Source organism: Thalassoroseus sp. (genome assembly GCF_984380535.1).
The window spans coordinates 171871-198648 of sequence record NZ_CFHRBF010000019.1; the positions used below are offsets into that span (position 1 = coordinate 171871).

Sequence of the window (26778 nt, forward strand, 5' to 3'; positions counted from 1 at the left end):
CATAGGACTATCAACGATCAGCTTCCGGGGGCGATAGTCCGCAAGGACGAACAAAATGACCCGGCGAACCAATTGGTTTGCCGGGTCATTTTTGTATTGAGTGACTGGTTTCAACCGAGCATCAACTATCGGCTGATTCCAATCGTGAACGAGAACACTTTGTTCTTTTCGATCGCCTCACTCACGGATTGGATAACCGGGACATCGCCGGTGTAGATGACTGGAACCACTTGGTCGTCCAGGATTTGTCGCACTTCCTCACTGATTATCGAAGGCATCAAGTCTTTTTCGCCCTTGTCCAAACCGAGACACTTCCGAAATTCACATTGAATCGCCTTCGGAAGTTGACCCAGAAATTGAGCTTCGAGATTCTGACACTTGAGAATCAACGGATGCCCTTCGGCATCGGTCTGGCGAACGCACACGCCCTGCGGACCACATTCCAACTTGAAGCGGTTGTCTGCCGGTGTTTTCGAAGGGGATTTGAGAACGATGCTGTCAGCCGTCAACGTGCATCCCTGAGTGGTCTCACTCGACCGAACAGACTCGGCACGGGCCGGAGTTTTCGCCTTGGGGTACGCAACCGGGGCTTTGTACTTTACGGGGGTCACGTAGGCGCGACGAATGCGGTACTGCGTCCGACTGTCGGAGCCTGGGAATGTCACGGTTGGCGGTTGGATTTTGATTGCCGGTCGCGATTTTCGTGTGGTCTTCGCGATGTTGCGTTCGGCTTGCGAGGCCATTTTCGGTGGTGAGGGGCCGACCACGGTGGCGATGAAGTTCGCGACGGCTTTTTGTTTCTCATCGGTTGTGGTGACGGTCAGAATGTCGTCGTGATGTTTGACCTCAATGCTGCACTGTTCTCGCAGCAGATTAGCTAGCATCTCGCCTTTTTGCGATGGCAACGCATATTGGACTTCGACGAACTTCGTCACCGAAATCGCACCCGGATAACTCGTGTTCGCGGGAGATTCCGGTGCCGGTTTCGTTTCATGCTTGCCATTGATGTTCGGTTTGACGTTGCTGACACGATTCACCAAAGCTCGAATTCTCTCGGCCGATGTCACGCCAAACTCGCGGGCACAGGGTTTGCCATCGACGATCGCGACGAATGCGGGAATCGAGTTCACATGGAACTTGGTCGCCAACTCCGGGTGCGTGTCGATATCGACCACTTTCAGCGGGCAGCCGTGACTGATGAGCTCTTGCACGATCGGTTTCATCTGCCGACACGGTCCACACCAAGCCGCTTCGAAACACAGCACATGCGTGTCTTGAGCCATCCTCCCAGCGGCGGGGTCGGAATAGACTGGCACCGTCGCGGTTTTCTTTTGGTCACATCCGGGGCATTGGCATTCCTGACATTTGCAGCCATCCTTACAGCAACTTTCCGCTCGGAACGCCGTCTGCATGCAGGGGAAGGGGGCTTGTTGGTCGTCGACGGAACAGCGAAGGCCAGCGACGACGGGCATCGGAGGGGCCGGCAAGAACGGTCGCATTCCCGGATGAGGCATACCATACGCGATCGGAGGCATCTGCGGGCCGGGAGCCGGAAACACAGGAACCGGATGCGGAGCGTAAGCCGGAAACATCGCCACTGGACAAGCTTGCGGAGGACATGCGACTGGTTGGGCCATTCCAGCCACCGGCATCGCGGGAGGCAACGGGCACTCCGGGCCAGCCGGGAAGAACTGGACCGCATCTTTCGAATGGAACTCAGCCCGACGTGGCTTGACCGCTACCGGATGCGGAGCGCGTTCGAATTCGACACGTTGAATTCGGCGGGGCGGAGGAACCTGTGTCTTCGGAGCTGGGAACACTGGTGGTGGCGGGAAATAGGCCACATCATCTTGCAAATAGGACGCTGATGGTTTCGTTTGGCCACGAAGGGTGTGCGGAATAAGTCCGTTGAAGACTTCGACCAAGCCTTTCATCGTGGGGATCGGTTTCCACGGTTTTGCAGGAACGATTTCACTCGGCAATTGGCAGCTGAGTTTGAGTTCGAATTTTCCGTGGGGAGCACGTCGACTGACTTCCGGTGTTGTTCCACAAGGGATTTTGGGGGTCACACAGGCCGAAACATGGGCTTTCCCGACCGCACGCGGGGCAGGGGGGCACTCACCGGGGGCATCCGTAGCTGCGAGGACACCCGCATTTACCAGCAGGGCAGCAGTCCAGAACAATTGAGGCATCGACCATCAGCTCCTTGATAGATTCGTCGAAAATCCGTTTACGACTTCAGTGCACCTAGCCGATGCAAAACCGTTGCCAATCCCGCTGTTTCGTAGGGAACTTTTTATAACATCCTTTCACGATTGATGTTCCGAAGACTCTGCATTCCAGACCAATCAGGCCGGAACGTCACTTCTTACAATTCCATCCGTCGTCGATTGCAAGAATTACCGATCTTGCTGGTCATTCGCTCTTGGAAAACCATCAACGTTTGTTGATAATTGGTCCGATTGATGGAACAAATCAATCGCGCTCGGACCGAATATCCTCCAGCCGGTATCTTCCGATGACCTCGCCGACCACTCCCCATGTCGTGAATTCCGCTCATCAGGCTTGGTTTGATGGAACCGCTCGCCGACCAGACGGGCTATCTCTGGTGTCCCGGCGGAATCTTCTGAAAGCAGGAATGGCGGGGATCGGCGGGTTGTCGCTAGCGAATCTCCTGCGACACGAACAATCCGCGCATGCGGGGTTGAAGTCGGATTCACCCGATGGCAAGAGCGTGATTCTGTTGTGGATGGCGGGTGGACCCAGCCATATCGACACCTGGGACCCGAAACCGGATCGACCGGTCAACAACCGCGGTCCGTTTGATGTCATTCAGACCAAGCAGCCGGGAACTTTGATTTGTGATCGTTTGCCGCTGATGGCTGAACGACTTGACAAGTTTTCGATTCTGCGGTCTGTCGATTGCAAGGGCAGCAGTCACCAGCCGAACATGGTGATGCAGACCGGCAACCGGGAAGCCGCTCCGCGGACGAATCCGAAGGGCGATCGGTACCCGTCGCACGGTTCGATTGTGGCCAAACATTGCGGTCCGGTCCAACCCGGCATGCCACCGTATGTGGCGTTTCAGACGCACCCCACACACATCGGCTATGCCGGTTGGTTGGGCAAGCAATACGATCCGTTCATTGCCAACAATGCGACGAAGCTGCCGATTTACACAAACGTCGGCAAAGACACCGGGAAAATGTCGGGAGCCGACGTGTTCCAACTTCCATCCGGTCTGAACTTGGAACGCCTAAAGAATCGTCAGAATCTCGTCGCCGACTTCGATCAACTACGTCGCGACTTGGACCTGCGAGGTTCCATGGATGCCGTCGATTCTTACCGGGCTCAAGCGGTGGATTTGCTCGTCGGTCGACGGGCCCAGGAAGCGTTTGATCTGTCCCGTGAACCCGACGAAACCCGCGCGAAATACGGCAAACATTTATGGTGTCAACAAGCGTTGCTCGCTCGGCGGTTGGTCGAAGCTGGGTCGCGGTTTGTCACGCTGGATTTATCCTACCACCCGGCGTCCGGCACCTGGGATAATCACGGCGACAACATCCCACCCTACGGTGGTATCTCTCGCGGGTTGGGGCCGTTGTTGCCATTGTTCGATCACCTCATCACGACCCTCGTCGACGATTTGGAAGCGAAAGGGCTGCTGGAAAATACCCTTGTGATTGCCATGGGCGAGTTCGGACGCACGCCGAACATGGGCACGCAGGGCAGCACCGATGGCCGGGATCACTGGCCGGTGGTGATGTCGATGGCCATGGCTGGCGGCGGTTTGACACATGGCCAAACCATTGGTGCCACAGAAGCAGACGGCGGAGCAATTCAACACCGCCCGATCACACCTGGTGATTTGTCCGCAACGATCTACCGCTACTTCGGCATCCCACTGGGCACCACCTACGAAGACGAACGCAACCGCCCCAGATACATCGTCGAAGACGGCCAACCGATCGAAGAGTTGTTCAGTTGATTCTGGTGGTTAATCCGTAGGGTGCGTGGCGTACGATTGCGGATTTGTCAGCGTTATCGTGTGCCAGTGCAGGAAATTGCCTGTATTTAAGACAATATTACGTGACATTCAATGCGGTTAATACTTGGGTGGGCATGGGCCAGGGATGTTTGAATGTCCAATCATGCCCACGTAAAACCGTGGGCATGCCACCCACGACGCTATATCGATGCAATTTCCTGCACTGTTGGCTTGTCCAGAAGTGTTTCTAGCGACTCCCGGATGGCTGGTCACTCGCACTGCTAGGCAAGCTAGCAGTGGCACACAACTTCTTTCTTTATAATAGTTTGTGTTCCTTGTGATCTGACAAATGCGAAATCTTACGTGACGCACTCGACGATGTAAGATCGTCGTTCGGGAACCCTCTCCCGGACGCGTTGCGTCCGACCTCTCCCTCGGGGAGAGGTGGTTTTGTGCTGTCGCCGAGTTCTGCTTCGGCTTTCTCCTAACCTCTCCCAAGTTTAGCCTTTTTAATTACCTCTCCCCATGGGGAGAGGTCGAGCCGTAGGCTCGGGAGAGGGCATTGCAAGACCGGTCTAAATCGGGCACGAAATGTTGCCGAGGCGTTGGGTGAGTTTGCCGTTTTCGGCGTAGTCGATTGGAATCGCGACCAGACTTGGGCCGTCTTCTTGGAACGACTGTTCGAGTACATCGGCGAGTTTCGAGCTGTCGTCACAGAAGTGGCCGTTCCAACCAAATGCCTCCGCAAGTTTGACAAAGTCGGGGTTGCCAAAATCGAGATCGGTGTGACGACCGAAGGAGTTGTCCTGCTTCCACGCGATCAAACCGTATGCGTTATCAACCCACACCAGTACGGTGAGATTGACGTTCAACCGTCGCGCGGTTTCCATTTCTTGCACGTTCATCATGAAACCGGCGTCGCCGCAAATCGAGAGAATCCGCCGATCCGGATGCACCAAGCACGCCGCGATGCCACCCGGTAACGCAAAGCCCATCGAGCAGAAACCGTTGGGGATCAAACAGGTGTTCGGCTCATGACATTGGTAATGCCGGGCAATCCACATTTTGTGGGCCCCCACATCCGAGAGCAGCACATCTTCCGGCCCGAGAACCTTTCGACAGTCGGCGAGCGCTTTTTGGGGTTTGATTTTGCCGACGGCGTCGTCGTCAGCGTACTCGTCGAGGTCCTTCTTCATCGCCGCGCGGGCATGGCGGGCATGGGCATGATCGAAGTCGAGTTTCTCTGGCCCGTAGGCATCGACGCGTTCGTTCAACATCCACAACGTGTGAGCCAAATCGCCGACGACTTCCACATCAATGCGGTAATCCTCGTCAATTTCCGCCGGGATGAAGTCGAGATGGACCAAAGTGTGCGTATTGCCGGAGTTCCACAGTCGCGGGTGGTACTCGACCATATCGTAGCCGATCGAAATGATGACGTCGGCCGCATCGATCGCACACGCCCCATGATCCCGAGCTTGCAAACCGACCGTGTAGCAGCATTCCTCGGCGTCCATATCGACGCAGCCCTTCGCCATGAAAGTGCTGAGCACGCCGATGCCAGTTTTCTCGACGAACTCGCGAAGTTGTTTGCTGGCACGTCGACGAATTGTGCCGTTGCCGGCGAGAATCAACGGGCGTTTCGCGGTGCGGATGGCTTCCCAGGCACGGTCGACGATTTTGTCATCGGGGACTGGGCGACGGAACTTGCGGACTTCGATCGGTTCGGTGGTGGCGTCTTTCTCGGCGATGTCTTCCGGCAATTCGATGTGACACGCGCCAGGTTTCTCCGTGCGTGCTAAGCGGACCGATTTGCGGACGATTTCCGGAATGTTGTCCGGGTGGTAAACCGTTTGGGCCCACTTCGTGACCGGCCGGAACATGGCGACCACGTCCATCACTTGATGCGATTCCTTGTGGAGTCGTTCGGAATCGCCTTGCCCGGTGAGCACTAGCATCGGGGCACGGTCCATGTTGGCATCGGCGACGCCGGTGATCAGGTTCGTGGCCCCCGGTCCGAGTGTGCCCAGCGCTCCTGCGGGGTTGCCGGTGAGTCGGCCGTAAACTTCCGCCATGAACGCCGCACCTTGTTCATGTCGGGTCAGGATGAACTTGATCTTCTCCGAGGAGTCCAGAGAAATCATGAAGTCGGCGTTTTCTTCACCGGGCACACCGAAGATGTATTCGATGCCCTCGGTCTCCAAACATTTTACGAATAGATCGCTGGCCTTCATGACATCGCTTCCTTGGGAGATGGGAGAGGAGACTGCATCGAGCAATAAAGTGCACGCCCACTTTTCGAGGCAGGTTACACCCCCCTCGTACGGATTTCCACCGTAACGGAAGAACCCATCAGTTCGAATTGATCAGCGGACTTGAATAATTGAAGACAAGCTCTTTAGAATCAGAGCATTCAAATGGCATGAACGTGCAACTTGTTGGTGGTTCGATTGATGCGATCACGACGTGGATTTACTCTGATCGAATTGCTTGTCGTGATTGCGATCATCGCAATCTTGATTGCGTTGTTATTGCCAGCGGTGCAGCAAGCGCGTGAATCGGCACGGCGGATGCAATGTGTGAACAACCTCAAGCAGATGGGCATTGCGTTACACAGCTACCATGAGACCCATCGTTCGTTTCCATCGGGTTTTATTTCGGTGTTGGACGACCCGAATTGGACCTACACGACTGGGAACACTCGCAGCTTTCCCCAAGAACAGGGGCCGGGTTGGAGTTTCTTTGCCCTGATGTTGCCGCAACTCGAACAGGGTAATCTTCATGAGCAAATCCGCTTCGATTTGCCGATTACCGCTCCGGAGAATGCCGATGTGCGTCGGGAGTCTGTCTCGACGTATCTTTGTCCCAGCGATACCGACGGACGTGTGATCCAAGTCACCACGTGTGGCAACCCGCCTTCGGAAAGTGGATCGCCCACCGTGTTGACCGATGCCGCCGTCTGCAGTTATGTGGGTTCGCTCGGGGGCGGGAACGCGGTCGATCCCAACTACGGAGCCTACGAGTATCAGCCTTTCAATGGCGTGTTTCATCGGAACAGTGGCATTCGAGTCGCGGACATTACCGACGGCACTTCGAATACGATCGGCATTGGCGAACGGATGAGTCGCTTCGTGGAAAGCACGTGGACGGGAGTGGTTCCCACGCAGAATTCGATCTACAACCAATCTCACCCGCCGAAACCAAACTTCAATCCGCCGACCGATCCGCCGTGCTACAAGTGGCGTCCGCCGATCACGGCGATTCTCGTGCATGCACGCTCCGGTCCGCCGAACGGTCCCACGAGCAGCCCCGCGACGTTCAATGGTCCGCATCCGGCCGGATGCAATTTTCTGTTGATGGACGGTTCGACGCGGGTCATCACCGACCAAATCGGGTTGCCGATGTTTCGGGCACTTTGCACCCGTAATGGCGGTGAAATCGTCAATACAGACTGAACACATTGCACAATCTGCTGCAAAAATCGCCAGATGGTATCGAAATTTGGCGAAAATCTTGCAACAATACTTTGTGATGCGTTTCAGCGACGCCTGTCGGGCCGAACGCTTCAACCCACAAGACCAATCCGTTTTAAACCGCGAACGGAGTACAGGACGAGTAATCGCCACTCGATCTTGTCGTCGCGGTCCCTCCTTATCAGGCGAGTTGACGACATCCTCTGTCGGTGCTCGCGGTTTGGATGATCAATGGCGTATTTCCAGAAGCAAACCTTCCTCGTTGCTGTCCTTCTCCTCACCACGTCGACAGCTCTTGCGCAACCTGAAGCAACCGACGCTGGGATTTCAAAGTCCTCGTCGGCAGCGGAAACCGTGACGTTCAACTTTCGGGAAGCACCTTGGCCAGGTGTGCTGAGTTGGTTTGCTGAGAAAGCCGATCTCACGCTCGATCTGACTGACGTGCCGGACGGTTCCTTCAACTACGTGAGCGATCGTGCTCAGACCATCGTCGAGGCGTTGGATGTGTTGAACGGATATCTGTTGCCACGCGGATATGTCACGCTACGGCGGAATGAGTTTCTCGTCGTGCTTAAGACCGACAACCCGATTTTGCCGAACTTGATTCCGACCGTGCCTTCCTCCCAACTAGAGAACTACGGCAACAACGAATTGCTTCGCATCATCGTGAAGTTGCAGGGATTGACGCCAAGTGAACTGGTCGAGCAAGTACAAACGGTGCTCGGTCCACACGGAAAAGCATCGGCGTTGGACGCTTCGGAATCGTTGGTCATTCAAGGCTTTGGACGCAGTTTGCGGGAAGTGGTCGACATGCTCGACAACGCCATCGTGCCGGCAGCCGATGACGAATTGACGTTCAAATCGTTCCCTCTGAAGAACATCTCTGCGTCAGACGCCGAGCGACAAATTCAAAATTTGTTTGGTCTTGGTGGCAACCCGTACCAAGCTTCGATTGCACGTCGAAATGCCTACTACGCCAGCCGGTCTCGGGGACGGGATGACGATGACAATCGCCGTTCGCAACCGACCCCGTTGCTGCAAACGATGGCGATGAACATGAAAGTGTCAGCTCTAAGCCAGACCAATACACTGCTAGTGACTGCGACACCGGCTGCCGTGAAGTTGGTCGAGAACATTCTGCAATCGATCGACGTCCCACCGCCAGACGGCAACCCGCTGGCGCTCAACGACACGACACCGGTTCTCCGTGTGTATAAGGTGCAAGACGCGGACGAGGACGATGTTGCGGAAACTGTGGATGCCGTAATGCCGGGCGTGGTGATTAACGAAGACGGTCGTCACGACTCCATTCACGTACTCGCCACGCCTCGCGAACACGCGGAAGTCGAAAAGTTGATTCGCATCATCGACAGCGACGGGTTCGGCGGCGGCTTGGAAGTGATTCGGCTGACGAAAACTGACCCGTATCAAATGAGTGACATGCTGACATCGCTGTTCCAAAACGAAGACCGCGACGATCGCCCAGTCATTCGGCCCGAGCCACAATCACGATCTTTGATCATCCGGGCGACCGGTGGCCAGATGAGTGAAATCAAGCAAATGCTGCTCGCCTATGGCGAAACCGGCACAGCGACCACACCCGTGAACACCGGCAGCCGCTTCCGGAAAGTGTCTGTGACAGGTGATCATGGCGAACGCATCGCCCGAGCAGTCGAAGAACTTCTCACCGATGACCGTGGATTCGACAACCCTATCCGTGTGGTGGTGCCATCTCGATCACGACGGAGCACACGTCGCGAAGATACGAATGAAGACAACTCCCGGATTCGAGTCGATCAGGATTCTGCCACGTCGTCAACGACGGTTGCCTCGGATAAACAATGGTTCGCTTCCGTCGAGGATGCCGCTTGCGAACCTCAGGGATGTCGTTCAGAGAGTGCCGGTAAACATACCGAGTTCGAAACGCAATCCGTCAATTTGGTGAAAGAAGACTCATCGGAGAAACAACCCGAATCGCGGCGTCAACGTGTGACGATTGAAGTTCGCGATGGGGAATTGCTCATGTATTCCAACGACGGGAAAGCTCTGGACGAAGTCGAAGACACCGTCCGTGAGATGCTCCAGCAAATGCCGCCCGAAACCGAGTGGACCGTGTTCTACTTGCGAGCCGCCGCCGCCGATGATGTGGCCGACCAACTCGCGGAACTTCTCCAGGGGCAAGCCAATCCGCTCGTCGGCCCGACCTACGGACTGACAGACACAACTTATTACGGGCAGCCGATCATGCGAATTCTGCCCGATTCACGGACGAATGCGTTGTTCATCAGCGGTACGGATCAGGAACTCGATCAAGCCGAACGGTTCTTGGAATTTCTCGACACCACGGAGCTTCCCGAGTCCATGCGTGACCGGGTTCCGCGTGCAATCCCTGTGAAACATGCGGACCTAACTGCCGTCGCTGAGATGATTCGTGAACTCTACAAAGATTTCATGGTCGATCCCGCCGCACAAATGCAAGCTCGGCGACGGGGAGATGATCGTCGCGACGATGACGCCGAACGCCGGGTACTTGTGAGCAACGCAAATAGTCAGAAAGGTCTGCGACCACCCGGTATTCGTCTGACGTTGGCGGTTGATACTAACACTAGTGAGCTTCTAGTCTCGTGCAACGAACAACTGTTCGAGCAAATTCAAGAAGTGGTCGAAGCCCGGGACGCAGCAGCGTTTGAGTCGCGTCCGCAAATGCGAATCGTCGAGCTGGAAAACATCGGAGCGGCCGAATTGGGAATGGCACTCGATGAATTGTCGCCACGGATTTCCGTGAGTTCCACATCGGCCGGAACAATTTCCCGATCCCGCACAAGTAGCGATCGCGATCGCCGATCAAGTTCCGACCGTCGCAGCCGTTGATCAGAGAGTCAGTCTGCATGACAAAACTGAGAAACATCGGCCCGAAAAGTTGGAATATGCTTTTCGAGGCCGGTTTTTCTGATGTGGACGCCATCTGCAAAGTCGGCGCGGTAGCGACGTTCGCTGAAGTTCGAAATCGAAACTCTGCAGTCAGTTTGAATCTCTTGTGGGCACTCTATGCAGGTCTGCAAGACCGTGATTGGCGCACCGTGACTGCCGAAGAGAAAGCCGAGTTGCTCCACGAGTTAGAAGGCTGATGTGGAGCATCGCAATGTGCTTGAGTGACCGGCTTGGTTCAATCCTTAGAATCGTCTTCAGGAATGGGAACAATCATCCCGATGTCGTCCGCCTCGGCTTTCGAAGCGTACTCGAATTTACCGTTGTCGTCGGTTTGGTTCTTACCGAGGCTGTAAAGCTGAAAACCCTTGTCAGTGCGTTTGTAGACGAGTGGCTTGCCGGTGAAGGTGTCTTGCGGGATTTCCTTTAGGAACTTGGGTTGGAGATCTTCAAGAGTCTGCGGGTATTCGTTGTTGGTCACGCGATAGCTAGCGATTGCGACGCCGATACGAGTGATTTCCATTTTCATGGTCTGTCGTTCTTCGGCATGATTGGCTTGCATGAGTGCCGGAACGAGCAAACCCTCTAGCATGACACTCATCCCTTCGGTCACACTTGCTCGAATTCCCTGACCGAGGAGCATTTGGAGCGGACTCAAATTTTGAAGTTTGATTTTCTGCTGTTTCATCTCCTCGTAAAACGCTTCCATTGCGGCATCGCGTGTGACGCGGTTTTCGATCCGCATCATTGTTCCGAGTCGATCGTAGAGTTTGTTGAATCGCGTGAGAACGAGGTTCCAATCGACGCCATTCTCCATCAAGAACTCGATGATATTTCCCACGACTCCTTCTTCAGCACTTTTGCCAAATAATTCCAGCCCCTGCGATCTATCGACCGCAATGAGTTGAACGGCATCCAGACCGAAGCAGCGTTCGCCCAATTCGATCTTTTCCGCCATGCTCGGAAGCGACGGCAACGATGCCAATTGCTTTTGGTAAGAGTCGAGTTGGTCGATCACAATCCCCGGCGTGGCAATCACCACGTGACTGGCTTCGCATGCCATGGAATCAATGGCGATGCCAACTAACGCTTCAATCAGAGACGAACCTTGCCCGACGAGTCGCGCGAGACGGTGGGTTGTGAGTAGGTCCTGCATCGCGGAAGCTGCGTCGTTTTGTTCGAGCGATCGCATCGCACGGGCACAGAGTAGCCTTGCTGCTTCACGACTAAACTGAATCGTCGGCAACAAACAGTTGATGCAAGTCTCGCGTTCGTCGTTGCTTGCGAGTGGATTGAAATAGTGCTTTTTCTTGGTGGCAGCTGTGACTAATTTGAGCGGTTTCTCGTTGGCCTCGATCCATTGATTGATAGCAGGGAATTGTTCCGGCGACCAAGGCCGTTTCATGGCAGAGTCGTGCTGGTCGAGTATTTTCTGAGAGTCCGTTCCTTGAGGGTCTTTTTCTTTCAGATCAGAGATGATTTTACTCAGCTCGACAAAGGTCCCTTCATCAGACGACAACGGAAGCGACTCTAATCCCAGACGTTCGACGATTCGCTCGTGAAACCGCTCACCGAGCCCATCGGGCAAACCATATGCTTGCCACAGAAGGACGGCGGCGTTGTTTTCCGGCGTGACGTCTTGGCTGAACTTCTTGTTCAAAGCGGCCACGTAGTTGATCGTGCCGTCCTCGCGGAGCGGTTCGGTGAAGAACGTGGTTTCTTTCGAAAGTCGAATGCCGGCCTTGGTAATCTTCGGTGCAGGGGCGGCTTCCTTGTCGGCGGACCAGCCGATGGTTGATGTCGACAAAATGGTAGTCGCAATTGCGATACAAACTCGCATGGGTGCTCCCAGAACGCGAAGAGGAATCATAGACCAGTATCTCTACGGAACAGACCGGACCCGATTTCGAGTTTGTCTAAAATTCTATTTGCACTGAATTCTTGTGCAGATCGGTCACAGCTCCACTGTTGCTCCGGTGCGGATAACCACATCGTTCTTGGCAGCCCAGGTGTGCATGTCTTGTTTCTGGATAGCGGTGGCCATCATCGAGGGAAACAAGTCCGGGGTACACGCGAAACTCGGCGCACCCAGGGCCGTCATTTTCGCGGCCAACTGCTCGTCATAACACGGCGTGCCATCGTCGCTGAGAGCAAGTAGACAAACCATGTTCACGCCGCTGGCGACCATCTCAGCGGTCTGTTTCAACAAATCTGCGGCGACTCCACCTTCGTAAAGATCGGAAATCAGCACGAAGATCGTCTGCGACGGTCGGGTGATGTGTCCGCGACAATACCGCACCGCACGGTTGATATCCGTGCCCCCGCCAAGTTGCGTGCCGAAGAGAACGTCGACGGGGTCCTGTAGTTGATCGGTCAGGTCGACGACTTCGGTATCGAACACGACCAATCGTGTGGTCACCGCTCGTAACGAAGCCAACACCGCGCCAAAGATGCTGGAATACACGATCGACGTTGCCATCGAACCGCTTTGGTCGATGCACAGCACAATGTCGCGGAGTGAGGATTGTTTGCGTCCATAACCGACGAGGCGTTCGGCGATAATTGTGCCCCGGTCGGGCAGGTAATTGTGGAGATTCTTTTTGATCGTGCGATGCCAATCGATTTCGCCGGCTTTTGGTCGCGACGTGCGTGTGGCCTTGCTGATCGCCCCGCGAACTGCCTCGGTCATCGGGTTTCGCAATCGACGTTCCAAGTCGGCGACGACTTTTTGCACGACTTGCCGAGCGGTTTCCTTCGTTTTGTTCGGAATCACGTTTTGCAGCGTGAGTAATGTGCCGACAAGATGCACGTCGGCTTCGACCGTCTCGAGCGTCTCCGGTTCCAATAACATTTGGTGCAGGTTTAACCGTTCGAGCGCGTCCTTCTGCATCACCTGCACGACGGACTTGGAGAAATAGCGACGGATATCGCCGAGCCATCGATTCACATTCGGTGACGAACTCCCCAACCCAGCGGAACGATCGGAATCGTAGAGGGCTTCGAGGACGTGATCCATCTGCAAATCGTCGCCGTCGAGACCCCTCGGCAAGCCTTCGCCATCCGCCGCTGAACCGCCGCGACCACCTTTGCCGCCGCACTCCGCCGATTTGCCGAGCACCATTCGCCAGCGACGCAGACGTTCGTCGTTACTGATTGGAGGCATCAAGATTCACTCCCAAAATGTGGGCCAACACCGGCAGCACTTTTTGAGCGCGTTCGGTGTTAATCGTAGACGATTCCGTCGGGGTTGCGGCTGGTTTTCGTGAAATCGGTTCCGACGCCAAATTCTTGACCTTCTCACCCATCTGACGACGTTCGGGGCCGGAGAAGTCTGCAAATGCTCGGCGAATCATCGGGAGCATTTCGATGAAGACTTCCGCATCCAAATCGGAAAGCCAACGATCGAACAACTGCCAAACGCTGTCTTGATGCAACAACAGCAAACCGCTGCCACGCAGGAGGCCGGTCACCCAATGGGCACAGGCATCGGGCGGATTAGCCGACGAAAGTGCGCGGCGGGCCAGGGTGTCGAGTTCGTCGTCGGTGATGGCTCCCTTCTCCAACAACGACCGCACAAACCAACCTCGCAGCAGCGGATGGATAGACTGTGTCATCAGTCGGCGCAAACACTGTTGCCATTCGTCGGTGAGGTCGGCGGCGGCGAGCATGTCGAGCGATTCACTGACATGTCCGATACCGATCAACATGCGTTCGGCGGCATCATCGTCGAGAGCCGCACACGCAGAAGCGAGACCAACCGTGACGCGTTCGAAGATGCCGACTAGGATCGGCTCGATTTGCTCCGCACGCGTGCCCCGCACGTCACTGTACCGAGCAACACGCGCCAGCGGCGGCATGGCGTGCATGAGGTGACGCACGTCGGCACCGACCGCTGCCATCGTTTGAATGCGATCGAGCAACGGTCCCGTGGCGGCATCCAAACCCGCGAGAATCGCCCGATCGAGCAGATTCGTCACGATGGATAAGTTGTTCGCATCCGTGCTGGTTTGAATGATCTTTGCAGTTGCGGCGGCTTCGACGGTGTTGCCCCACACGTTGGCTTCAATGATCGCGACCGCGAATTCCGGTTGCCATTCGATTCGCCAAATCTCGTGGAACGTCGAGACCCGTCCGCCGGTTTGTTCGATGCGACCCCAAGGAATACCAAGACTTTGCAGTCGGTGCAGCAGATGACTCCGAGCGAGGTCGTTCTCTTTTCGCAGATCGAGATCCACCACGCGGTTTTCACTCGTCGGTTTCAGGCGGAGTGATTTTTGCAATCGTGCCAAATCCTGAGCCAACGGGACGGCGGGCGTGTCAGCGGGGACTTCGCCAAGACAATCACCGATTTCGAGTTTCCGTCGGATGAGTTGCATGGGTGCCGTATCGCCGTGACAGAGCACCGTTTGGACCGCGTCGTTGAGTTCGGCGAGCCCCGGCGATCGCAATTCCCGCATTGCGGCCAAGGCGTCGGCGAGTCGCACCGCTTCGATGACGCTCGCCGAGGATGCGTCTAAGTCGTGGTCACGGAGAAGTCGTGCGGTGGTGGCAATCCAGCGGGTGCCGGCGGTTTCTTGGGAGGTCCACAGATGAGCGTACCACCCCGGCGACCGCACACCGGCGCCGTAGCCGCTTTGGTAGCTGAGTCGCGAATGCGTCCAGGGAATCCAGGTCGCCTCGGTCTTCAGCTTGGGTAGACCTTTGAGCAATCTTGTGTCGTCAGCATTCGTAAGACCGGGCCGTTTCCCGGTGAGGGCATCTTCATCGAGCACTGGCGTATGCCAAGCTCCACAAACGACGGCAACGCGTTCCGGTTTCTCTTTCAGCACGTCTCGCAGGGTTTTTCGCATGAACGCTTCGCGGAGCTGGTCGCGTTCGCGTGTTTCGGGGAACTCCTCGCGGACGGTTCGCATGGCTTCCAAGATGGCGGCGAACAAGTCGGTCGCATCGGTGCGGCGTTCAATTTGTTCCTCCCACCACATTTCATGATCCCGGTACCCCGCCGCTTCCGCGAGCAACGCCAACGGATCGGCTCGCCAAGTTCGTTCGGGTTCTTCGCTCTCCGTCTCCTGGGTGTCGTCTGCGTCTTCAGTCTCTTCCTGCGGAGTTTCCTCCGCGATGCGTTTGGCCAACTCTTCCTCGGCGGTTTTGGCGATGGCAAAGTGATGCGATTGCGGCAAGTCCATCAACCGGACTGGCACCTTGTTCTCGGATGCCCACTGCAGCGCTTGCCATTCGGGAGAGAATACCGTCAGCGGAAAGTAAACCGCTCGCGCGGGTTCATCCGGCGGATAGATGAGCATTGCCACCGGCGGTTTCATCTCCGGGTGAGCCGCCAGTTCCAAAGCGTCCAACGCATCCGCCGGACCTTCCATCACCACCACGTCCGGCTGCAACTCCTCCAAAGCTGCCCGCAAACTCCGCGCACAACCAGGACCGTGATGCCGAATTCCGAAGAGGTGAAGTGTCATGGAAGGGCTCGCAACATTGGGGATCCCGTGGTCACAGGCGTCATGAAGCAGGAGACTCGAGTTAGCCAGATTCCCAGCTCGCGTACTGTTTACTTCTTCCGCTTTTCCGGTTTGCCGTAGGGATACTCCGCTTCCTCGGCGACGAGTTTATCAAGAACGGCTCGCAGCTCTTGACGAACCGCTTTCGTTTCGGTGTCGATTTCGCCGGGCTTGAGATTGCGTTTTTCGAGTTCGTCGGCGGGCACGTTGTAGAAGCGGCCGTCGTGATAGAGTTTGTAGGTTTGATTGCGGGCGTAGCGTTTGACGTTGTTGCCTTCGCGTTTGCCGTTGCGTTCGTACCAGCAGAAGACCCAGTCCCGTGGGTTGCCCTCGTTGCCTTTGAGTTGCGGGAGAAAACTGCGACCGTCGATCGTGCGATCCTGCGGGATTTTGGCACTGGCGTCGGCGGCATCGGCGAGGGTCGGCAGGAGATCGCTAAAGTCGATCAAGTCTTGCGAAACGCTGCCCGGTTTGATTGTGCTGGGCCAACTGGCAATCATCGGCACATGCGTTCCCGCGTTCGGTGTGGTGCCTTTGCCACCCTTATAATCGCGACCTTGGAACGGCGACGTAATCATTTCATACGTGCCATTGTCGCAGGTGAAGATCAACAACGTGTTCTCCCGCACGCCGGCGGACTTTAACGCACTGTCGATTTTTCCGACCATCTTGTCCGCGTAGGCGACCATGTCCTTGAAGTGCTTTCGGCTCCACTTTTTGCGAGGCCATTCCTTCGTTTCGGTCGGGTTCCAGTCGTCGGAATCGGGCGTAGGTTGGAACGGCCAATGGGGAAGAATCATCGGATAATAGGCCAGGAAAGTTTCGTCTTTGTTGCGGTGAATGAAGTCGACCAGATAATCGCTGACGATATCCGGTCCGTATTCGCCGTCGGTGTAGTCGATGGTCTTGCCATTCACCTCGACACCCGGATTCGGATACCGACATGGTCGGCGTGTGAGTTGCCAAAGACAGTACTCATCGAAGCCGAACTTGTGCGGGCCGTCGAATCCGCCTTCGAGTTGCCACTTGCCCGCGATACACGTTTTGTAGCCCGCTTCCTTGAGGACATTCGCGAACGTGATTTCATTGGGATGCAACAATCCAAACCGCACATAATTTCGCGAGTTATACCGACCCGTCATGATCTGCACTCGCGAGGGTGTGCAAATCGGCTGCGAATAGGCGTGCTCGAATCGCATGCCTTCAGCGGCCAACCGGTCGAGATTCGGCGTGCTGTAGAACTTCGATCCATTGGCCCCCACACACTCGTAACCCATATCGTCGGCCATGATAATTACGATATTTGGGTGAGGGGGTTGATCGGCAGTAAGTTGCTGCGTATAAAGTAGTTGCGAAACAGAAGCCGCCAACAGGAGAATCGGCAGTGTAGTTATTCTGTGTAGCAAACGACGCCGGAATAAGCGACGGCAGTCAAACGACGAGTGGTATGTAGGAATCATGGGGAGCATCCTCTTATTCGGCCGGACAATCGCTGGGATCAACGGGATTCCAACGACCGTCGCATTAGGGGAAGACCGAAAAATCGTGGGCCGGGGGGTGGTTACCGGGAACTGAGACTTGATTGTCAATGTATTCTGCTTCCCTGAATTTCTCCCGTCAATTCCGAGCGGCAACTCAGTTCCATTTGATAGGACAACGGACCAATGGCCAGGAAACGGAAACAACGCCGACAGCAGCACGGCTCGGCATGGCATTGGAAGCAGACGGACTGCTGGTATTTCACGGAACCAGGTACGAAAAAACGAGTGCCGCTCTTCGATGAAAAAGGCGAGCGGATTCGCGGGCAGGACAATAAAGATGCGGCCCGACTCGCGCTGGCGCGGATTCAGGTGGCTGACGAACTGAATCCCCCAGCACCGGTCGCCCCCACCGAAAAGTGGACGGTCGCCAAAGTCTGTGATGTCTATCTGGCGGACCTGCATCGCTCGGCCAACCCTGAGTGGGCCAAACAGGTCGAGCGGTGGCTCAACGATCTGTGCGGCTATTGCGGTGCCTTGCAAGTTAACGAATTCAAGAAGAAACACCTGCGAACTTGGTTGCAGCGGCACACCACTTGGAATCACAACTCGCAGCGGAATGTGATCGCTTCGATCAAAGCGGCCTTCAATTTCTGCTGTAAGTTCGACGACCTGGAAACCAACCCAATCGCCAGTTACAAGAAGCCGACCGCCACCCCGCGAGTCACGTCCTTCACGCCAGACGAGGAGACGGCGTTGTATGAAGCGGCTGATGAAGAGTTCGGCTTGTTCATCAAGGCCTGTATCCTCACAGGTGCCCGGCCCTATTCGGAGTTGGCGAAGGTCACGGCGGATCATGTGGTGGAAACGCCGCAGGGGATGTACTACCTGCTCAAGGCCCGAGGCGCCGACGGCAAGTCTGGTCATAAGACGGGCAAAAAAACCGGTAAGGACCGCCGCATTATGTTGTGTGAGGAGATGGAAACGATCACTCGAACGCTGTTGGAATCGGCTCCAACGGGATCGGGGCTAACTTTGTTCCGCTCGACCCGCGGCCGGGCCTGGAAACGCTGCAACTGCGTGCAACGATTCCTGGAACTCAAGAAGAAACTCGGGCTGCCCAAAGACAAGTGCCTGTATACCGCGCGTCATACATTTGCTAAGCGGACCCTCTCAGGATACTACACCGGCAAACCGGTCACGATCGAAGTGTTGGCTGGCCTGATGGGCAACACGCCGGCCGTAGCCTGGCGACACTATGCCCAATGGGCCGATGAATACAACGACCCACTGTGGGAAGCACTGGGCAAGAAGAAGCCCGAGCGCGAAGTTAACTAGACCAGGCTAAATCCAGCCCCATTTTGCGGCAAGTGAAGTAGTGAATCTCCGTTAGCTATGACGACAGGTTTCTGCCCTAATTGCTCCCTCCGTCCAGGGCCGTCGGAACTTCGTTCGAGGATTTCTTGGAAGTCCACCTAATCATCCGGACGGCCAAGTTTTGTTGTAATATGTTGAAGAGGAGACATCGGTCGAGGCGGTTGTCGGGGAGAACTCGTTTTGGGCGAGACCTTCATCAAATCAAGCAATCGCTCGATTTCCTGGGGTTCGATCTTGATGCGACCTTGGCCCTTCCGTCCACCCTGGTAATAATGGATCGTTGTCGGCATCCCGCGGATGACAAACGTGCCTGCATCCGACTGAGCCAGCCAGTCATAGAGCGTCGCCGGGCTAATTCCCAAGCGTCGTGCGGTTTCACGGGATGTCAAAAGTTCGGTGACCATACTCGATTTGCAGCATTGCTTGCCGCTCTGTTCGGCGGCCAAGGTGGAGCGTTGTCAATGGTCTCCTAAAGTAGAAACTGGCGATCACACGCCGATCACAGCGTGTGATCCTTGTTCGGACAGTGAATTGATGATGGCAGACGAGGGGCATGCAATCGGTTGTCAGGCGGCGGCAAACCAGCATGTGGCCCGCCTAAAACAACGGTGAGATTTCATGGATCGCTTGGAAGTTGCTCAACAGAAGTATCGACGGATCTTTTCCGGCCCTTTGAGGCTCGACGAACAGAAGTCTGACGAACTCGAAGCTTGGCTGCGAGGTGACGTGGTGCCTGTGGTCGCCGATCTCCAGCGGAATCCCAAATTTCGAAAGTTTGTGAAATTTGGGATCGGCCGATTGGCGGCGGAGACGGACACGCCCGAGCGAATGCAAGTTGTGGCCGTGGCGGATGCGTTGGTCGATTACGCCGCCGCCATCGTGGCCGTGGGACGCCAGCACGGCTTCCAGGATTTGATGACGGACCAAACGCCTCTGGACGAATTGAATCAGCGTCCATATGGGCCTTCTTCACCACAATCCGGAGCCGAGAAACCCCATTCCCAGCAGGATCGGCGCTACATCGTCGAAAAAATGGCCGATCGCCCATGGTTTGATCTCGTAATGGATCTCGATTTCCCCTGCATTAACGAGCATTTGTTTCTGCAAGTCGACGACTCCTCGTTGGACGAGGCATTTGCCAAATTCTCGCCTAATTCCCAGGTGCTTGGGGACGGGGTGACGCGAATGATGTGGGCTCGGATTGAGTTTTGGCTCCATCAATTGAGGAACGTTGAGAATCGGCTGTATGCTCGCATCTTTCAAACTGGAGACGATCCACATGCTGCCTATTCTGAGTTCTTTACGGCCAAGTTCGAGCTCGAAAAGCGTGTGGACGAACTCCGGGCGACCTGCTTCTCGGGTGACGATCCACGAATGCGGGACGCCTGCTGCATTCTGACGCAGGTCTATCTCGTCTATCATCCTCGTCCCGTGTTGCCTTGGTTAGGCTTGAGCGAAGATCGATACCAAGCTCCGGCTGGAATGGTTGGCCTGGAATTCCGGCGGTTGTTCGAACTGATCGAATACGATCAGCCGGACGGCGTCAGCATCCGCGAGTCCAGCCGGCGACAAACGCCTTTGATCGTGGTGGACTCCGTCCAAAAGGTGGCTGGCGCCTTGGCCGACATCGCCCCGATGTATCGGCAGGCTTTGTGCCCTGAAGACATTATCGAGGAGGCACGGCATCGGTACCGTCTGCTTGTGGTGACGAACCCTCGAATGGTCTTTTTTGACAGCGTTCTCCTCCGCATCAATTGGAACCGAAAAAACAAACTCTGGGAATTTCTGCAACAACTAGCAGCTCGCGGTGCCCAACTGGCCAGCGTGGATCGCTACCATCTCAATGGCGCGCCATCGCAACATACGATGAACCAAACCAAGTACCGCTTGAGCAAGCTCCTGCTGGAGTTGGATGACTCGCCCACGGCACCTGGTGCCAACCTTGCCGCCCGTATCGAGCACTCGAAAGAGCGGGAGTTCCACCTGGATCTCGCTACTACGGAAATCCAGGTCTTGGACTTAGAAAATCTCGGCGCGAACGAATGGACTGTCGATCCCGCCGAGTTCGCCACCAATTGAGCTTAAAAGTCGCCTACTGCCCGCGATTCTCTCTAAAAAACGGCATCACTAGCGTTGCAAGTCCTTTCTAGAAAACGGGTTGCTAAATTCTAGCCGTTTTTGCGTCAAGTTACCTGGTGGTAAACCTTAGCCATGACAGGTTGGCTCTTACCGATTCAATTCCCAGAGTTCAAGCTCCTTCGAGCCGCCAACAGCTTCCGCAAGACCTGAATCGGGGCCCCGTCGACAGGGCTTCTCGCCGTAGTACGTGAAGCCTTCGAGGTCGGAGCTATTTTAGCGTTTTCAGACGGAAACCAATTGCTCTGATACGGGCGTGATCCCTTCTGGTTTCTCTAATTTGCCGCGCTGTCACGTATTCACATCCGAAATCACACGGTGTGATCGCCGTGTGATCGGCGATTTCTATCTTGACCCGTGTTTTGTTTCTCGCTGGCGCAATCGGTGTCTTTGTGAGACGTCGATGACTGCGTGGCATCAACTCATGAAAGGTCCAGAATGACTTTTTCATTATCTGACGCGGGTCGTTTGAATCCAGAACTGGCCCACAATGTGAATCAGTGGTGGCTGGATGCCGCCACAACCGCCCAGGTCGATCTGGAGGGTTTCGATCCCGACGCTCTACTTCATCAGCGAACGGCTTGGGCTCTCGCAAGGGACTTGGTGATCGGCACGATCTATGCCCGGTTCAGTAGCAAACAGCAGCATTCCACGGAGGACCAGATTCGCGAATGTGTGATCTGGGCTGCCAGGAATGGCATCCTGGTTCTGCCGGAATTCATCTCCGTCGATGAAGCCGTGACGGGGCGGCAGCTTCGCCGCGACGGCCTGGAACGAATGAAACAGATTCTGCAGGGGCGTTACGCCAGCGTGCTGCTGGTGTTCAAAGCCAGTCGGCTCTTTCGCCAAGCGTTCAAAGGCTACCAGCTGATCCAAGAGGAGGTTGTCGAGGAGGGACTCCGGGCTGTCAGCGTCTCCCAAGGCATTGACACGGCCGACAAGAAAAGCTGGAAGATCCAGTTGCAGACTCACGGGCTGCTGGATGACCTACTCCTCGATGCGATTGCCGATCACGTCCGGGCCGGGCTGACCGGCCTGTTTCTGAAAGGTTGGACTACGGGACCGTTGGGTGTTGGTTACCGTCGCAAAGAATTGCCGCACGCCCCGCTGACCAACCGGGGGCTTCCCCGGACGATGCCCGAAGTTGACCCCAAAGTTGCGAAGTTGATTCGGCAACATGCCCGCTGGTTGCTAAAGGAAATGCCGTTTAAGGAGGGCTTGCGGCGTTGGCGAAAGGCGGGCGGCCCTTGTGATCCTCGTTCGACGACGGGGCAGATGAGCTACCAAGCTTACCGCCGACTGTTTGGTAACATTCGGCTGACCGGTCGCTGGGAGTTCGGTCGCAAACGGAACCAGTTTTCGACGAAACTCGATTCTGTCAAGCAGATTGAACAGCCAGACGACGAGGTCGCGACTTTTCTCTGCGACGAATTGCGAATCCTGGAGGACGAGACGTTCTTGGCTTTGCAGAAGCTGTTGCGGGAGCGGAAAACCGGCCCCCGGGGACCTCGCCAACCGAAACAGGCCCAGCTCTGGGATCTCACGACGGAGTTCTTTCTTTGTGCTCACTGCAGCCAACCCGAAGCGTCTGTGCGTTTCTATCAAGCTGGGGCGAAAGGGCAGAGTATGCGGTGCAAAAATGGAGACTTTTGTCCGTGCACATCGGCAGTCCGACGGAAGGACGCCGTCCGGGCCATCTGCGAGAAGCTGACCGAATTGATCAACCGCGATCACAAGTTGATCGAAGAGGTCGTTTGTCGAAGCCGTAAATTGGATGCTCAAGGTGATGATGATCTTCGGCGTCAAGTCGTAACGGCGGAAAATACAGTTCGCACGCTGAGCCGACGGATCGACGATTTGTACGAGTTGTCGGGCCAAGGTTCGGAGGTCGATCGCCGAGAGGTGCTGGCCAAAATCCGGGCCGTGCAGTCGGAACGGACGGCGGCCCAAATTGAGGTGACGCGTTTCAACAAAATTCTGGACGGCACGACGGCGACGCTTTCGGCGGAGGATGTTCGCAGCCTGCTGGCTGACTTCGCCACGTTGCTCCAGCACGGAGCCTCGGGCGAGTTGGGTGAAGAAGCGATCTATAAGGCTCTGGCTGTTTTCCGCAGTTTAACCGGCGGTCGGATTTGGGTGCATGTTGAGCCGCGTCCGGGGCGAAAGCACTCTAATGTCCGCGGCGTGTTCTGCCCGCAACTACTCCACGCCGTGCAAACCCAGGGCCATCAAACCCCATTGACCGACGCTCCTCCCGAATCAGAGGTCTCGGTCTGGCTGCGTCAACCTCCCCGCTTGGATGCGATTGCCGAACGCGTGCACCAGCTGATCGACATCGACGGCCAAAGTTACCGCGAGGCCGCCGCGACGTTGCGGGCCGAAGGCCACAATGTCAATTCGGGCAACGTCTGGTACAGCTACCGGCGTTGGTATGAGATGCAAGGCCAACCGGTGCCAGACCAGGAATACAACAATGGCCAGCCGCGACAACCCCAGTCCCCATAAATCGTGAACCTTTAACCGACTTGCGAGCCTCGTCCTAGTGACGGGGCTTTTTCTTGCGCTGGGCAGCCGATAGCGTTTCTTTTTCATCGCATTGGAGACTGATTCATGAACGATCCGCCGACGAAACCCAACTCATCCCACGCCATTCCCACCAGTCCGCAACCTGCGGCAACCCATGAGAGCGACCGGGTACGACTGATTAGCGATCTGGCTTTTCTGGTCGTCCAATTCCATCGGCGTCGGCAACGGACGACAAGCCGTACCGATCCGACGAGACCAAATGCGTCTAGCAAATGTTCCTCGAAGGCCGACGCCTAAGGGGCCGCCGCAATCGTGACATTGCTCCCCGTTCATTTTTGTTTGTCCCTGAAAGGAGATCGTGCCGTGTCGTATGTCGTGCTGACATTCATATCCGTGACGTTGCTGTTGGCCATTCTGGCGTTGCTGCGAGAACGCCGATTGCGGCTAGCCCTGCAACACATCCTCAAACGCCTGTTGAATCACTGGAGATCCGATGCCCCACCTCAAAAATCACGGACTGCCGATTGGACTGATGTTGGTCCTGATCGCGACCGGTTGTGAACGCGGCGAAAACGAACGCCTGGCCGAAATGGCCGAGCGACAGCTGGTTCGTCAGAGCGAACAAAATCACCAAGTTGCCGAGTTGCAACGGCAGGTTGCCGAAGGTTCGCGTCGGCTGGTCGAAGCCGATGCTCAATCCCGAGCCGAGATGGTCACGCTACAACGCGAGGTCCAATCGGAGCGAACCGAACTCGGACGGCAACGGGACACGCTGGAAGAGGAGCGTCGTGAGTTGGCATCCGAACGGCGGATGGCTCCCGTGATCGCCGCTGCCATCAATCACATTGGGCTGTTGCTGATCTGCATTTTGCCGCTAATCCTTGCCTGGTATGTGCTGGAACGGCCCCAGCGGCCGACCGACGATCAAGTCGTCGCCGAAATCCTGTTGGACGACCTTCTTAGCGACACCCCGTTGCTTCCTCCCCATCCCCACTCGCGTGCCATCGGCGTTTCTGAGTCGGCTCCACACCGAAACCTGCCGCACGTGCCAGATACGCCTGACGAGACCACCTAAGCCCGATTACCTGTTCAACGAAGGAGATTTCCGCATGTCACACATTGTCACGATCGAAGCCGAAATTCGTGATTTAGCGGCGCTCAACGCCGCCTGCCGACGACTTGGGTTGGCCGCCCCTGCCCACGAAACGACTCAGCTCTTTAGTGGGACGGCCACTGGCTACTGCATTCGGTTGCCCGAGTGGCGGTACCCGGTGGTTTGTGATGTCGAGAACGGGCAGATTCAATTCGACAATTTTTCGGGCCGCTGGGGAGCCCAATGCGAGTTGGATCGTCTGATGCAAGGGTATGCGATTGAGAAAACGCGAATTGAAGCGCGTCGCCAGGGGCATACGCTCACCGAACAACCGCTGACCGACGGCTCCGTCAAACTGACCATTCATGTGGGAGAAGGCTCATGAAAATTGTGGAAATCATCATCTCGCCGCAGGGCCAGGCCCGGCTGGAAACCAAGGGCTTCGCGGGTGCGGAGTGCCGGGCAGCCAGCCGCTTGTTGGAGGCGGCTTTGGGCCGCACCACCTCCGAAACGCTGACATCGGAATTCCACGAAACGACCTCCCACCAACAAAACCAATTCCATGAGGAGACCTAACGTATCGTTCCCGATTCCAATCCTCGAAACCTACCCAAAACTCCGATGGCCCCCGCCGAAGCACCAAGTGTGGGAACCGTGCGGGTGATCGTTGTGGTCGAGGGCACCAATGATATCGAATTTCTCCGCCGGATTTCGCTGATCCTGCGGACCACCGACTCCGCACTGCCTTCACTGCCCGAAATGGAACAGCAAGGCGAGTTGATCTTTCTTCCCTTTGGCGGAGGCAGCGTGGCGGCCTTCACGCATCGACTCGCACCGCTGGGCCGCCCCGAGTTTCACCTTTACGATCATGAGTTGCCCCCGGAAACGGAGTACCGTCGGCAAGCCGCGGAGCAGGTCAATCGTCGGCCGGGTTGCCATGCTGTCCTGACTCGCAAACGCAGCCTGGAAAACTACCTGCACCCGCACGCGATTCACGCTGCGGGCGACATTCCAGTCGAGTTTGATGACTTCGATTCCGTCGCGGACGTCGTGGCGAAACGAATCTATCAGCGGGGCCTGGACGACACGCCCTGGGAGCAACTGGCTCCGCGGAGCCGCAAACGTCAGGCCAACCGCGCCAAACGCTGGCTCAATACCCGTGTCGCCGAACGGATGACGTCTGCTTTACTCGACGAGCAGGATTCCCAGGGCGAAATCCCTTCCTGGCTCCAGACGATTGGCCGTCTGGCGAAACGACCCTAACGAATGGATTCACCAAACTTTCCGCACTCCCATTACAAGGAACTGCTTATGACACTGACAGAACGCTTGGCGGAAACCGTCCGCGCTTGCTTCACCGGCATTTGGATTCAAAGTTGCGAACATGAAGACGCCTTATTGGAGATCGCCCGATTGTGCCGCGATGAGCGGTGGGAGCTAATGAGCTGGGACATCGATCAAGGTCTGCGGTCCCTTGGATCGTCCGAAACCGCCTTGGCGGAGACAACGGGCTCGGACCCCTTGGCCGCGGTCCGAGCTTTGGGCACCTTGGGAACCACGGACGGTGTCTCACTGCTCGTGCTATCCAATTTTCACCGCTTCCTGAACTCTGCGGAGATTGTGCAGGCGGTGGCCCGGCAGATCCAACAAGGCAAACACCAGCGGACATTTCTGGCGATCCTCTCGCCGGTGGTCCAGATTCCCACCGAGTTGGAGAAATTGTTTGTCTGTCTCGAACACGAACTCCCCACCCGCGATCAGATCACCGAAATCGCTCAGGGAATCGCCACGGAGGACGGGGAACTCCCCGAGGGAGTAGAACTCGAACGGGTATTGGATGCGGCTTGCGGACTAACCCGCTACGAAGCCGAAGGGGCATTTAGCCTCTCGTTGGTCCGGCATGGCTGCGTGGAACCGTCGGCCATTTGGGAACTGAAATCGCAAACGCTGACCAAGAGCGGTTTGCTGTCGCTGCACCGCGGTGGTGAATCGTTCGCGGACTTGGGCGGACTGGCTTCACTCAAGGCATTTTGCTTGCGCGCACTGCGGCCGCGACTGGGAGACTCATCTCGCACTCGGCCACGCGGCGTTCTCCTGCTCGGTGTGCCAGGCACGGGCAAGAGTGCGTTTTGCCAGGCACTCGGCAACGAGACTGGCCGCCCCACTTTGACGCTGGATGTCGGGTCGCTCATGGGCTCGCTCGTCGGGCAAACGGAGTGCGCCGTTTAACGGCAAGTTGAATCCCACGCTCAGCGTGGGCAGGTGTGGA

At 56.3% G+C, this 26778-nt stretch carries 19 protein-coding genes; 12 read left to right on the top strand and 7 right to left on the bottom strand.

Translation table 11 applies throughout. From position 1 onward, the window contains the following. Positions 1 to 125 precede the first annotated feature (125 nt). Positions 126 to 2192 (bottom strand): thioredoxin family protein, encoded by a 2067-nt coding sequence (locus tag AC5DDB_RS24260; protein ID WP_491742341.1) that lies wholly within the window; start codon positions 2190 to 2192, stop codon positions 126 to 128. Between the two features lie 326 nt (positions 2193 to 2518). Between AC5DDB_RS24260 and AC5DDB_RS24265 the strand changes: the two genes are divergently transcribed. Beyond that, positions 2519 to 3988: a DUF1501 domain-containing protein gene (locus tag AC5DDB_RS24265; RefSeq protein WP_491742342.1), complete on the top strand. Its 1470-nt coding sequence runs from the start codon at positions 2519 to 2521 to the stop codon at positions 3986 to 3988. Positions 3989 to 4563: 575 nt separating this feature from the next. Here the strand turns inward: AC5DDB_RS24265 and AC5DDB_RS24270 are convergent. After that, positions 4564 to 6222, bottom strand: a complete 1659-nt coding sequence (locus AC5DDB_RS24270; RefSeq protein ID WP_491742343.1) for an acetolactate synthase large subunit — start codon at positions 6220 to 6222, stop codon at positions 4564 to 4566. Between the two features lie 219 nt (positions 6223 to 6441). On the opposite strand from AC5DDB_RS24270, the gene AC5DDB_RS24275 reads away from it, so the two are divergent. The 3 genes from AC5DDB_RS24275 to AC5DDB_RS24285 all read left to right on the top strand — a co-directional run bounded on the left by AC5DDB_RS24275 (position 6442) and on the right by AC5DDB_RS24285 (position 10589). Continuing rightward, a complete protein-coding gene (locus tag AC5DDB_RS24275; protein WP_491742344.1) occupies positions 6442 to 7443 on the top strand; it encodes a DUF1559 domain-containing protein in 1002 nt (333 codons plus the stop codon). A gap of 249 nt (positions 7444 to 7692) precedes the next feature. Then, positions 7693 to 10332, top strand: a complete 2640-nt coding sequence (locus AC5DDB_RS24280) for a secretin N-terminal domain-containing protein (protein WP_491742345.1) — start codon at positions 7693 to 7695, stop codon at positions 10330 to 10332. A 17-nt stretch (positions 10333 to 10349) separates the two neighbouring features. Next, positions 10350 to 10589: a TfoX/Sxy family DNA transformation protein gene (locus AC5DDB_RS24285; protein ID WP_491742346.1), complete on the top strand. Its 240-nt coding sequence runs from the start codon at positions 10350 to 10352 to the stop codon at positions 10587 to 10589. 38 nt (positions 10590 to 10627) lie between these two features. Here the strand turns inward: AC5DDB_RS24285 and AC5DDB_RS24290 are convergent, their stop codons facing one another. From AC5DDB_RS24290 to AC5DDB_RS24305, 4 genes are all read right to left on the bottom strand, one after another. Then, positions 10628 to 12229, bottom strand: a complete 1602-nt coding sequence (locus tag AC5DDB_RS24290; RefSeq protein ID WP_491742347.1) for a hypothetical protein — start codon at positions 12227 to 12229, stop codon at positions 10628 to 10630. A 114-nt stretch (positions 12230 to 12343) separates the two neighbouring features. Continuing rightward, the gene (locus AC5DDB_RS24295; RefSeq protein WP_491742348.1) at positions 12344 to 13552 is read right to left on the bottom strand and encodes a VWA domain-containing protein; all 1209 of its coding nucleotides are present in this window, start codon (positions 13550 to 13552) and stop codon (positions 12344 to 12346) included. Continuing rightward, a complete protein-coding gene (locus AC5DDB_RS24300; protein WP_491742349.1) occupies positions 13536 to 15860 on the bottom strand; it encodes a DUF5682 family protein in 2325 nt (774 codons plus the stop codon). Before AC5DDB_RS24300 ends, AC5DDB_RS24295 begins: the two co-directional genes overlap by 17 nt. A gap of 89 nt (positions 15861 to 15949) precedes the next feature. Continuing rightward, positions 15950 to 17305, bottom strand: coding sequence for a sulfatase family protein (locus tag AC5DDB_RS24305; RefSeq protein WP_491742359.1), 1356 nt, complete (start codon positions 17303 to 17305; stop codon positions 15950 to 15952). A gap of 258 nt (positions 17306 to 17563) precedes the next feature. Between AC5DDB_RS24305 and AC5DDB_RS24310 the strand changes: the two genes are divergently transcribed. Next, positions 17564 to 18715 (top strand): tyrosine-type recombinase/integrase, encoded by a 1152-nt coding sequence (locus AC5DDB_RS24310; RefSeq protein ID WP_491742350.1) that lies wholly within the window; start codon positions 17564 to 17566, stop codon positions 18713 to 18715. Positions 18716 to 18852: 137 nt separating this feature from the next. Here AC5DDB_RS24310 and AC5DDB_RS24315 read toward each other — a convergent pair whose 3' ends face one another. Beyond that, positions 18853 to 19158 carry a DNA-binding protein gene (locus tag AC5DDB_RS24315; RefSeq protein ID WP_491742351.1) on the bottom strand — a complete coding sequence of 102 codons (306 nt, stop codon included), beginning with the start codon at positions 19156 to 19158 and terminating at the stop codon, positions 18853 to 18855. Positions 19159 to 19372: 214 nt separating this feature from the next. Here AC5DDB_RS24315 and AC5DDB_RS24320 point away from each other — a divergent pair, with 214 nt between their 5' ends. From AC5DDB_RS24320 to AC5DDB_RS24350, 7 genes are all read left to right on the top strand, one after another. Further along, entirely contained in the window at positions 19373 to 20833 is a 1461-nt protein-coding gene (locus AC5DDB_RS24320) for a hypothetical protein (RefSeq protein WP_491742352.1), read from the top strand. A 495-nt stretch (positions 20834 to 21328) separates the two neighbouring features. After that, entirely contained in the window at positions 21329 to 23395 is a 2067-nt protein-coding gene (locus tag AC5DDB_RS24325; protein ID WP_491742353.1) for a recombinase family protein, read from the top strand. 514 nt (positions 23396 to 23909) lie between these two features. After that, entirely contained in the window at positions 23910 to 24491 is a 582-nt protein-coding gene (locus tag AC5DDB_RS24330) for a hypothetical protein (RefSeq protein ID WP_491742354.1), read from the top strand. A 34-nt stretch (positions 24492 to 24525) separates the two neighbouring features. Beyond that, positions 24526 to 24894, top strand: coding sequence for a DUF1257 domain-containing protein (locus AC5DDB_RS24335; RefSeq protein WP_491742355.1), 369 nt, complete (start codon positions 24526 to 24528; stop codon positions 24892 to 24894). After that, entirely contained in the window at positions 24891 to 25085 is a 195-nt protein-coding gene (locus AC5DDB_RS24340; RefSeq protein WP_491742356.1) for a DUF2997 domain-containing protein, read from the top strand. Before AC5DDB_RS24335 ends, AC5DDB_RS24340 begins: the two co-directional genes overlap by 4 nt. Positions 25086 to 25130: 45 nt before the next feature. Then, positions 25131 to 25772, top strand: a complete 642-nt coding sequence (locus AC5DDB_RS24345) for an ATP-dependent endonuclease (protein WP_491742357.1) — start codon at positions 25131 to 25133, stop codon at positions 25770 to 25772. A 48-nt stretch (positions 25773 to 25820) separates the two neighbouring features. Further along, positions 25821 to 26738: an AAA family ATPase gene (locus AC5DDB_RS24350; RefSeq protein ID WP_491742358.1), complete on the top strand. Its 918-nt coding sequence runs from the start codon at positions 25821 to 25823 to the stop codon at positions 26736 to 26738. Positions 26739 to 26778: the final 40 nt, after the last annotated feature.

What these genes read in the sequence shown, in the direction of transcription:
- AC5DDB_RS24260 (WP_491742341.1), bottom strand. Translation starts at nt 2,192, where the DNA reads ATGCCTCAATTGTTCTGGACTGCTGCCCTGCTGGTAAATGCGGGTGTC.
- AC5DDB_RS24265 (WP_491742342.1), top strand. Translation starts at nt 2,519, where the DNA reads ATGACCTCGCCGACCACTCCCCATGTCGTGAATTCCGCTCATCAGGCT.
- AC5DDB_RS24270 (WP_491742343.1), bottom strand. Translation starts at nt 6,222, where the DNA reads ATGAAGGCCAGCGATCTATTCGTAAAATGTTTGGAGACCGAGGGCATC.
- AC5DDB_RS24275 (WP_491742344.1), top strand. Translation starts at nt 6,442, where the DNA reads ATGCGATCACGACGTGGATTTACTCTGATCGAATTGCTTGTCGTGATT.
- AC5DDB_RS24280 (WP_491742345.1), top strand. Translation starts at nt 7,693, where the DNA reads ATGGCGTATTTCCAGAAGCAAACCTTCCTCGTTGCTGTCCTTCTCCTC.
- AC5DDB_RS24285 (WP_491742346.1), top strand. Translation starts at nt 10,350, where the DNA reads ATGACAAAACTGAGAAACATCGGCCCGAAAAGTTGGAATATGCTTTTC.
- AC5DDB_RS24290 (WP_491742347.1), bottom strand. Translation starts at nt 12,229, where the DNA reads ATGCGAGTTTGTATCGCAATTGCGACTACCATTTTGTCGACATCAACC.
- AC5DDB_RS24295 (WP_491742348.1), bottom strand. Translation starts at nt 13,552, where the DNA reads ATGCCTCCAATCAGTAACGACGAACGTCTGCGTCGCTGGCGAATGGTG.
- AC5DDB_RS24300 (WP_491742349.1), bottom strand. Translation starts at nt 15,860, where the DNA reads ATGACACTTCACCTCTTCGGAATTCGGCATCACGGTCCTGGTTGTGCG.
- AC5DDB_RS24310 (WP_491742350.1), top strand. Translation starts at nt 17,564, where the DNA reads ATGGCCAGGAAACGGAAACAACGCCGACAGCAGCACGGCTCGGCATGG.
- AC5DDB_RS24315 (WP_491742351.1), bottom strand. Translation starts at nt 19,158, where the DNA reads ATGGTCACCGAACTTTTGACATCCCGTGAAACCGCACGACGCTTGGGA.
- AC5DDB_RS24320 (WP_491742352.1), top strand. Translation starts at nt 19,373, where the DNA reads ATGGATCGCTTGGAAGTTGCTCAACAGAAGTATCGACGGATCTTTTCC.
- AC5DDB_RS24325 (WP_491742353.1), top strand. Translation starts at nt 21,329, where the DNA reads ATGACTTTTTCATTATCTGACGCGGGTCGTTTGAATCCAGAACTGGCC.
- AC5DDB_RS24330 (WP_491742354.1), top strand. Translation starts at nt 23,910, where the DNA reads ATGCCCCACCTCAAAAATCACGGACTGCCGATTGGACTGATGTTGGTC.
- AC5DDB_RS24335 (WP_491742355.1), top strand. Translation starts at nt 24,526, where the DNA reads ATGTCACACATTGTCACGATCGAAGCCGAAATTCGTGATTTAGCGGCG.
- AC5DDB_RS24340 (WP_491742356.1), top strand. Translation starts at nt 24,891, where the DNA reads ATGAAAATTGTGGAAATCATCATCTCGCCGCAGGGCCAGGCCCGGCTG.
- AC5DDB_RS24345 (WP_491742357.1), top strand. Translation starts at nt 25,131, where the DNA reads ATGGCCCCCGCCGAAGCACCAAGTGTGGGAACCGTGCGGGTGATCGTT.
- AC5DDB_RS24350 (WP_491742358.1), top strand. Translation starts at nt 25,821, where the DNA reads ATGACACTGACAGAACGCTTGGCGGAAACCGTCCGCGCTTGCTTCACC.